Below are 8,637 nucleotides of genomic sequence, written 5' to 3'. Positions count from 1 at the left end.
AAAGCTGCGCTTGAACGCCATCAGGCTCGGCCAATCGATCGCCAGGTCGCCGCCGACACCATGTCCGGCCATGCGAGCGGCGGCATCGATCGCCTCTTCGCCGCTGACCAGCATCTTCTTGGGATCGCAGCCCCGTAGCGCACAGGTGCCGCCGAACGGGCGGTGGTCGATGACGGCGACGGACCATCCGGCGGCGCGGACCTGGCCGATCGCGACCTGGGCGGCTGTTCCGCTGCCGATGACGATCAGGTCGTAATGGGCCATGGCAATATCCCTCCGAGCATCGGTGCAAAGATCGCGCGGCCGACCTGGAGGGCCTCGCGCAGGGTCAGGCGAATGCCGTCGCGGGCGGTCACGGAACCGTCCATACGCCAGGCTTCAAGATGATCGGCATGGCAGAAGAAAGCCTGCTGAGTGCAGAGCGAAGACGCTGCACAGCCGCCGGTGTAGCGATGACCGGACCAGACGAGAATCCCCTCGGGCACGACGTCGCCCAAGGTGCAGCCCCGGTCGTGGACATGGATCGCAAGCGAGCGCCGGCATTGGCGGCATGACGAGCGGATGAGGCTGGCGTGCGGTGCGATCGTGCAGATCCCCAGCGCGTCGAGGGCGCACATGGCTCCCATCGTGATACCCGCGGCCTCCACCTGATGCTCACTGGGAGCATCGGTGAAAGGATAGGCGCCGCTCACTCGGCCGTCGCCGTCGAGGACCACGAGATCGCGTCCGGCGAGCCGGTGGAGCGCTGCGGCCACGTCGCCGGGCGGGAGCGCAACCGCGGCAGCGATCTCCACCGGCGCCGGCGCGTGGCCCTGGGTGACATAGGCCCGGAGGATGGCACGCCGCACCTCGTCCTCGGTGCTGTCGATGCCATGCCACCTGCGGCCGATAAATGCCGCGAACAGCGCTGTCAGGGCCGAATGGGCGCTTGGCGCGGTGACCGCAGTCCAGTCCGGGACGACGGTGCCGTCGGGGAATGCAACCGTCGGTTCAGGGGCAGCGTCAGCGGGGGTGGCAAGCGTCACGGCTTGTCTTCAGCCGCAGCAGGACGCGCCCTTGCCCTCGATCTGGATCGGCGGACACGGAACGTCGCCATAGGAACAAAAGACGCAGCAATCGCCCTGCTTGGGCTTGAGGACCGCGCCGCAGCCCCGGCAGTCATAGAAAAACTGGCATGCGTTGGTCGGCATCGTCTCGGTCGCCTGATGTCCGCAGTGCGGACAGGTCAGGGTCGAGTGCAGCTCCGGAACGACGTCAGACATAGCTATAACCCGCCCAGAGCAGTGCCGCGCCGACCAATAGGCCGGCGAGAGTGAGGATGCGCGTCCAGCGCGGCGTGCACACGCCGTCCGGGCCGCAGCGCATGGCGGCGAGTTGCTGGCGCAATAGCAGCGCGGCGCCGGCGACGAGGCATAATGCGCCGATCACGAGGAGCGGCGTGCGATAGGGCGCGGAGACGAAGGCCACGCCGCTGAGCCAGGCCGCGCCGATGCCGGCGGATGCCAAGAGGATCGGCAGTGCGCAGCAGGCAGCGACGCCGAACGCGGCGGCGATCCCCGCCAGGGTAAGCGCGGCGGTACTTATCCCCTTGGGCGGGCTTGGTGTCTGGGTCACGGGCGACTCCTTGTGGCGGGCATGCAGCTATCCTACCATCTGTAGCGACTACAGACTCAAGAGGTATTTTGAAGATGGCCGCAACCGCCGCGATCCAGATCGGCGAACTCTCGCGCCGTACCAGCTGCAACATCGAGACGATCCGCTATTACGAGCGGATCGGGCTGCTGCCCGTTCCGCCGCGGCGGGGCCGTTACCGCAGCTACGGTCGGGAGGACGTGGCTCGCCTGGGCTTCGTGCGCCGTGCGAGGGAGCTGGGCTTCACCCTTGACGAGGTGCGCGCCTTGCTCGGACTCGCGGCCGGCGGCCAGGCCTCCTGCACCGAAGTCCGCGAGCTCGCGGCGTCGCATCTGCAGGATGTGCGCGCGCGGATCGCGGACCTCAGGCGGATGGAACGGGTTCTGGCAGACTCGGTGCGAGCCTGCGATGCCGGTCAGGATCCGGGCTGTCCGCTGCTTGATGCGCTCGGCGCCGAGGTGCGGGCCGCGTGAGCGTCACGGCTGCTGGGCGTGCATCCAATCGGCCGCCGCCTGCGCCTTGCTGGCCGCAGTGAAGATCGCGCGGCTGTCGTTCTTCAGCACCTCAAGCCAGGAGGCGATATAGGCGGCATGATCGGGACGCGGATCGTGCGCGATGCCGAGGTCGGCAAGCAGGAACGAGGCGGTCAGCTCGGCGGTCGCTTCCTCCATCGCGAGCGCGTCCTTGGTCCACCTGGCGCTGAAATCCCGGTCGAGCCGATGCGCCGCGCCGCTGGCATGGGCACACTCGTGGATATGGGTGCCGTAGAATCCATGCGCGCTACGGAAGGTTGCGAAGTGCGGCATGTAGATGCGGTCTTCGCCGAGATGGTAATAGGCGCTGCTCGACCCGTAGACCGTGTCGATACCGAGCGCGGCGATGAAGGCCTCGGCGGCCGCAAGGCGCTCGCTCTCGGGCAGGACCGGCCCGGGCTCGGGCGCGTAGCCGTCGACCTGATCGGCGTTGAACAGGCTGAACGCCCGGGCGAAGAGCCGCCGTCCCTTGCCGCCATCTTCGTCATCCTGCTCGTCGTCGCGCCGGCTGATCTCCTTCCAGAGGACGCCGAGGCTGGCCTGCTCGCCCTTGCGGACCTGGGCGCCGCGGTCCTGCCACTGACGATAAGTGCCCCAGACCCCGCTCGCATAGCCGCCGCCATAGGCCGCCGCCCAGAGCGACACCGTGTTGATGCCGCGATAGGGCTTGCCGCTGGCGATGTTGGTCGGCCGGGTGACATCGGCGCCGCTGTGATGCCATGGCATGCGCCAGTTGCCCGTACCGGCTTCGATCGCTGCAAGGATCGCCTCGGTGACCCGAGTATAGACGTCGGCTCGTACCTGAGTTGGCATGATCTGAACTCCGCTTGCCCGTCGGGGGCCATCCCCGGCGGCGGAGCTCGACTAGCGCCGGGCACAAGCGCGGTTGCGCACCCGTAGGGCCGCAGCGAAGCGGAGGACGGCAACGCCGTTGCGCCAGCGCGCCGACCGGCGCAGAGCTTCCGCCGTCAGCCGGGGTTGGCCTCCGGCGGCGCGGGGCCGATGGCGTCGATCACGGTAGTGAGCCGGTTGATCTCGGTGGCGAGTGCATGGCGTTGAAGATCCGACAGACGTCGTTCGCGCAGCAATGCCCTGGCATCATCGGCCGCGCGTTCCCAAGCTGGCCTGTGACGGGCGGTGATGCAGGCGTTGGGACAGCGGGTCGGCTCGCACAGCGCCGTGAGCGGCTGCTTGGGATCGGGGGTGGTCACGCGCTTGAGGCAGAGCGCGGTGGCGGGATCGAAGAAGCAATCCGCGAGGAGGCCGACATGGAGGGTTCGCGCGACGCTGGCGAGCATGACACGTAGCCGGGAGCGGTCGGCGATCATGGCGGGCAAGGGCCCGAGCTGCACGGCCGCATCGTCGAGCGTCCGCGCGATGCGTGGTCCCGCCGGCCCCGCGAGTGAGGCACCGCCCTGCCGCCGGTCGAAATAGTCCAGCAGGTCGCCCTGCTGACCGAGCCGGCGCTGCGCCTCGACCTCGGCGCGAAACCCCGATGCGCTGGTTCCGGCATAGCCCTCGAAAGCGGCGACCGAGGCGTGCTTATACTGGATCATGCCGGCGATGGTGCCGAACGGACGGTTGGCGATGTGCCATGCGATGGTGCGGCGGAACTGCCGCGTCGTTATGCGCCACGGCTTGCCACCGGGTCCGGACGGGATGACCGGCACATCAGGGCTGCCGAAGGCAGCGTTGAGGTGGTCGCGGAAGGCGTTGAGTTGGCGGACCACCTCGCTCGACAGATGCGTCTTGGTGGCGGCGCCGGGGCGTAGCACCGGCCAGAGCGTATCGCTGCCGCTGGCGCGCGTCGGTCTTGCCGACAGGCGTTCAAGCACCGCTATCGCGTCTGCGACCGGCTCGATCGTCACCCAGCTCGCCGCCTCGCCCATGGTCGACCGACGCTTGTAGATGGTCGATCGAATGCGATGCCGCTCGACCAGGCCATCCTCGCTGCGCGCGATCGAGAGGCACCCCCGCCGCATCGCCTGCACCTCGCAGTCGCGCATGCCGGTGAGGTAAGCGCACACTATATAGGCGGCCGCCTGAAGCATCCGTTCCTCTTGTGCGAGCGTCTTCGCATCGAAGCGTGCGCGCCATGGCCGACCGCTATCGGGATCAATCGAGATCGGCGTGTCCATGCCGCCCACTTCGACGCCCAGGTCGGCGGCAGCGGCTTCGATCAGGGCGGAGACGCCCTTGGCGAGTCCGAAATGCATGGCCGGTTCCGCCTCAGCATCGACACCGGCATGAAGATGGAGAAGATGGACGTTGATCGGCGGCGTCGCTTCTCCGGTGCGGGGATCGGTGCGCGTGACGCCGTTATGCGCGGTCGTCCAGATCGGCACGCCGCGGCCTTGCCGGGCTCGACGCGCGATATGGCGCTCGAGGCGCGCGCGCTGCCGCAGGCGGCGCTCTGCGCCAGGCAGTCCGCGCTCGGCGGCAAGCAGCCGGGCGCGGCGCGCCTCGAGCCGATCCAGCGCGGCCCGAGCCGATAGAATATCGTGCGCGAAGACGGTGACGTAGCGCAATGACCAGGCGAGCAGTGCGGCGATGACATCTTCCGGAAACCGCGGGGTACGGTTCTCAACGACGTGCCGATAGCCTGCGACGCGGGCGGGTGCCTGTCCGGCCCAGGGCTCAAACGCGAGGCCTCCGCCAGCGAGGCGGTCACGATAGTGATAGAGATCGGAGACCACTTCGAGGAGGTGGCCGACTATGACGGGTCGCCGGGCAGAATCGTGGCGAAGATGCCTGGCATAGGCATCGGCCAGCGCCTGATCGATGCGGCCAAGGTCGAGCCCTCCAAGCGTCAGGCGCGCGAAGGCGAAGAACCGGCGTGCGCGGTTGAATGCCTGGCGGATGCTCGCCGGCGGCAGCTTCGGGCGGTAGCCGGGAAGATCGACGTTGAGGCGGGCGTAGAGATAGGCACGCATCGCCGCCTGCACATCGGCATGTTCGAGCACGTCGAAATGCACGGTGACATGGCAGCGCCGCGCGTTCTCGCGGAACACGGCGGGACCGAGATCCCAGCTTGAGTCGCCGACCCGCGACAGCTCTTCGCGGGCGTGGCCCGCCTTGAGCGGCGCAGTGGCCAGCACGGGCCGATCGTCGAACGCGGGTGCGCGGGCATGGGCGGGCGTGATCATGCGCGTGCTTCCGGCGGCAGATAGAGCCGCTCGCTCTCCATCTGCCGGCGCGCATCGGCGATAACGGCATCGGAGAAGACCGGCAGGACCTGGGTCGTGATGCGGGAATGGACGCGGCCGAACTTGGCCGCCCAGTCGCTCGCCGGGAGGCTCGGTCGCTGCTCTTCGACGAACGCGAGGAAGGCGAGGATCGCGGGAAGCTTGCGCGCGGTGATGACGGCGTTGGGGCAATCGAGGCAGCCCCAGAAGGGCTGCGCGCAGGGTGAGCCGGCCTCGGAGAAGGGGCTGCTATGGAAGCCCGAGCAGGCGGCGAGCCAGACATCCTGTTCGCCGTCGAGCAACGGCCCCACCGTATCGGCCGACATCAACGGCGCCGCCTGCTCGGGCGCTTCGCGCAGCGCCTGCTCGGCCGTGGGCGCGAGGACGGTCGGCATCGCGGCGGCGACCGCCTCGCGAAAGGCATCGGCGACGGCCGCCTCGTGCAGGGGCCGGAGCGACGGCAGGTCGGCATAATGGCGCGCCGCGACCTCGCGCGTGTGACCGACCGCGAAGCGGGCCATGTGCCCCTCGGTCTTGGTGTACCACAGCGCCTTGTGGGTCTTGCGCAGCCGGGAAAGCAGCAGATGCAGCGGCTTGCCGTTATCGTCGACAATGCCACAGCGGCGAGCCCAGGCGGGGAGCGGATACTTGAGGTCGACTATGCCGGCGCGAAGGCCGCCGACGTTGTGATAGGCCCACAGGCAATCGCCGGGCAGGTGCTCGCGGGCAGCCGCCGTGGCGTCGATCAGGCGGCGGATCAGCCCGCCCGGCGTGCCGCCACCGCCGTCGCGGATGCGCATGCTCTTGTGCTCGGCGCCGCGAGCCCGGCGCTTCAGATAGCGCAGCTCCACCGTGCCGGCATGGGCATTGGCGAGACAGTCCACGGTCAGCGTCTTCAGGCACTCGGGCTCAAGGCCCGTCTCAAGCGTGAGCAGCACGAGCAGCGCCGGCAGGTCGCGCGCGAGCAGATGATGCCGGCCATGCAGGTCGTCGATGAGCGTCGCGGTTGGCAGGTTGCGGCGCATGCGCATGAAATAAAGGCTCTTCAGCTCGGGCTGGTCTGCGACGATAAAGCCCTGCCGCGCGATGATCGCTTCGACATCGGCGCGGGCGGCGGTGATGGCCGGATCACCCTCGTCGGTCCGATCGTCGGCGCCGAGACGGCGGAACATCGCTTCGACATCGGCTCGCGCCGCGTCGCGCAGCGCGCGGGCGACGAAGGGGCTGTAGGCATCGCGCGGGGTCGAGCGGCCCGCCGAAGTGGCCAGCGTGTAGCGCAGCCGCTCATGCAGCTCGGGTGCGATCCGATCGGGCCGGTCTGCTTCGATCGCGCGCAGTGTGTTGATGATCTTGCTGACCGTCATGTGACGGTGGATCGCGCCCATCCCACGCCGTTCGAGCGCGGATGCGAAACCATCGATATGGACCGCGCGCAGGTCGCTGACGCCAACCACCTTCAGTCCTTCGTCGGCAAGCCAGGCGAAGAAGTGACGATAGACCTGGACATACTGCTTGATGACGCTGGCCGCACCGATCGGTCCCCCGAGCGCGGCCGACCGACGCAGCGCACCGGCAAAGGCGATGGCGAGCGGGCGAGGATCGAGCGCGGTCATATCGACCAGGACCGTCCCGCCATGCCGCGCCTCGATGGTGAACTTGAGGCCGAACACCGGATCGGGCTGCGGTCGCTCCGGCGTGATGGGCGCGAAGGCGACAGGCCGGCCCTTGCGGGGACGCTCGCTCATGCGCCCTGCGGTCCCGGCAACAGCGCCAGCAGCTCCTCGACGGCCGCATCCACCGTATCGGCGCGGGTCGCGATATGGTCGAGATAGACATAGGTGGTGGCGAGGCTCGCGTGGCCGAGCAGGCGTTGCACCTGTTGCAGCGGGTCGCCCAGGATCAGCCGATAGCTCTCCACCGGCCCCACCGGCAGTGCGGCCTCGCGCAGTCGCTGCTGGATCAGCAGAGCGAGCATATGGACTGCGAAGGTGTGGCGAAGCTGGTGCGGGCTGATCGACAGCGGGAAGCCGTTCTCCTCGCACCGCTTGCAGGCCCGGGTGAAGATCACCTCCCACGAGTTGGGGCGGACAGGCTGCCCGACCTCGGTCAGCCATAGCGCCACCGGCTCGCGGGGCGTTCCATCCTCGTCGCACAGGATCAGGCGGCATCGTTCCTCCGGGGTGCAGACATCGCGCATGCGGTCGAGACCGGCGCGGGTGACGTGGATCGGTCGCTCGAACCTGGCCGCACCGTCGCGCGCGGCGAACTTGGTCACGCCCGCGGCGCGCTCGACGGCGACATAGGCGGTGATCTGACGAAGGAGCCGGCGCGGGACCAGGACGCTGCGTCCGCGGTCGCCCTTGGTGAGCGGCGGCGGCAGGCGCAGCCAAAGCTGCTGAGCCTGATCGTGGTCGTGATCGATGGCCGCAAGCTCATCGGCGAGCAGGCCCGACGCCTCTTCGAGACGCAGGCCGGTTGTGACGAGAAGATCGGCGAACAGCGCGTTGCGCAGCCCGTTGCGATCGCGAGCGCCGGGGCGTTCCGTACCGTCAAGGGCGAGGCCGCGCAGACCGACGTCGCGGAAAATGCGGTAGTCGTCCATCGTGACGAACCGCACATCCGATCGCTTGGCAGTGCGTTCATAGGCGTCGTTGCGCGCGGCGATCATGCCCCGACGCCCCCCATGCGCCGGTCGCCATATAGCGCGCCGACTGAACGGCGCTTCGGCAATCAGCCCTTGGCTCTTACCCCAGCGGTAGAGGCGATCGAGGCTGGCGACTGCCCGGTTCCAGCTTGCCGCGCTGATCCGCTGGGCGGCGTCGCCGCGCCGCCGCGCGCGGTGATAGGCGGTCACATCGTCGCGGGCCGCGTCCCATATCGTCGTGCCGCAGGCATCGAGGAAGCGAAGCCACACCGCAACGTCATAGGCGTAGGCGCGCAGCGAATGGCGCGAGCGGATCCCCGCTAGCGGCAGGTCGACAAAGAAGCGGTCGAGATCGGGATCATAGAGAGCGTCTCCCCGCAGGATCAGCGGCACATGCGCGTCGAGCCCCCTGGCGTCGCGGCGCTCGCAAACGGTAATGATCGACACCGGCACGAAACCCTCCCCCCCGGACCCCCCACCCGGAAGCTGACCTCACACCGATGCGCCCTATGGCCCGGCAGTTATCAGGCTGGCCTCCGCCAGCTCTTGGGTCAGCGCTACGGCCAGCCTGATAACTGCCTACCGTGGGCGTCCATCGCCGACCTTACTGCAATGTTGCGGGCGGCGCAGACTGTCCAGATAA

9 protein-coding genes are annotated in these 8,637 nt (G+C 68.6%); 1 reads left to right on the top strand and 8 read right to left on the bottom strand.

Going from position 1 to position 8,637, the window contains the following annotated elements:
- The 4 genes from FHS92_RS17875 to FHS92_RS17860 all read right to left on the bottom strand — a co-directional run.
- The coding region (locus FHS92_RS17875; RefSeq protein WP_343056766.1) for an FAD-dependent oxidoreductase at positions 1-264 on the bottom strand (264 nt) is incomplete at its 3' end.
- The gene (merB, locus tag FHS92_RS18615; protein ID WP_025549114.1) at positions 246-1,025 is read right to left on the bottom strand and encodes a mercuric reductase; all 780 of its coding nucleotides are present in this window, start codon (positions 1,023-1,025) and stop codon (positions 246-248) included. The genes merB and FHS92_RS17875, both read right to left, overlap by 19 nt.
- Positions 1,026-1,034: 9 nt before the next feature.
- Positions 1,035-1,262 (bottom strand): GDCCVxC domain-containing (seleno)protein, encoded by a 228-nt coding sequence (locus FHS92_RS17865; protein ID WP_025549113.1) that lies wholly within the window; start codon positions 1,260-1,262, stop codon positions 1,035-1,037.
- Positions 1,255-1,614 (bottom strand): mercuric reductase, encoded by a 360-nt coding sequence (locus FHS92_RS17860; RefSeq protein WP_184081929.1) that lies wholly within the window; start codon positions 1,612-1,614, stop codon positions 1,255-1,257. Before FHS92_RS17860 ends, FHS92_RS17865 begins: the two co-directional genes overlap by 8 nt.
- Positions 1,615-1,688: 74 nt before the next feature.
- Between FHS92_RS17860 and FHS92_RS17855 the strand changes: the two genes are divergently transcribed.
- Positions 1,689-2,105 (top strand): MerR family transcriptional regulator, encoded by a 417-nt coding sequence (locus FHS92_RS17855; protein ID WP_017184392.1) that lies wholly within the window; start codon positions 1,689-1,691, stop codon positions 2,103-2,105.
- A gap of 3 nt (positions 2,106-2,108) precedes the next feature.
- Here FHS92_RS17855 and FHS92_RS17850 read toward each other — a convergent pair whose 3' ends face one another.
- From FHS92_RS17850 to FHS92_RS17835, 4 genes are all read right to left on the bottom strand, one after another.
- Positions 2,109-2,978 carry an ArdC family protein gene (locus FHS92_RS17850; protein WP_184081928.1) on the bottom strand — a complete coding sequence of 290 codons (870 nt, stop codon included), beginning with the start codon at positions 2,976-2,978 and terminating at the stop codon, positions 2,109-2,111.
- Between the two features lie 155 nt (positions 2,979-3,133).
- Positions 3,134-5,311 (bottom strand): hypothetical protein, encoded by a 2,178-nt coding sequence (locus FHS92_RS17845; protein ID WP_039574906.1) that lies wholly within the window; start codon positions 5,309-5,311, stop codon positions 3,134-3,136.
- Positions 5,308-7,095, bottom strand: a complete 1,788-nt coding sequence (locus FHS92_RS17840) for a hypothetical protein (protein ID WP_184081927.1) — start codon at positions 7,093-7,095, stop codon at positions 5,308-5,310. Before FHS92_RS17840 ends, FHS92_RS17845 begins: the two co-directional genes overlap by 4 nt.
- A complete protein-coding gene (locus tag FHS92_RS17835) occupies positions 7,092-8,441 on the bottom strand; it encodes a site-specific integrase (RefSeq protein ID WP_184081930.1) in 1,350 nt (449 codons plus the stop codon). Before FHS92_RS17835 ends, FHS92_RS17840 begins: the two co-directional genes overlap by 4 nt.
- Between the last annotated feature and the right edge of the window lie 196 nt (positions 8,442-8,637).

The sequence above is a fragment of the Sphingobium subterraneum genome (assembly GCF_014199435.1).
Taxonomy (GTDB): domain Bacteria; phylum Pseudomonadota; class Alphaproteobacteria; order Sphingomonadales; family Sphingomonadaceae; genus Sphingobium; species Sphingobium subterraneum.
This window is presented reverse-complemented; position numbering and strand designations above follow the sequence as displayed.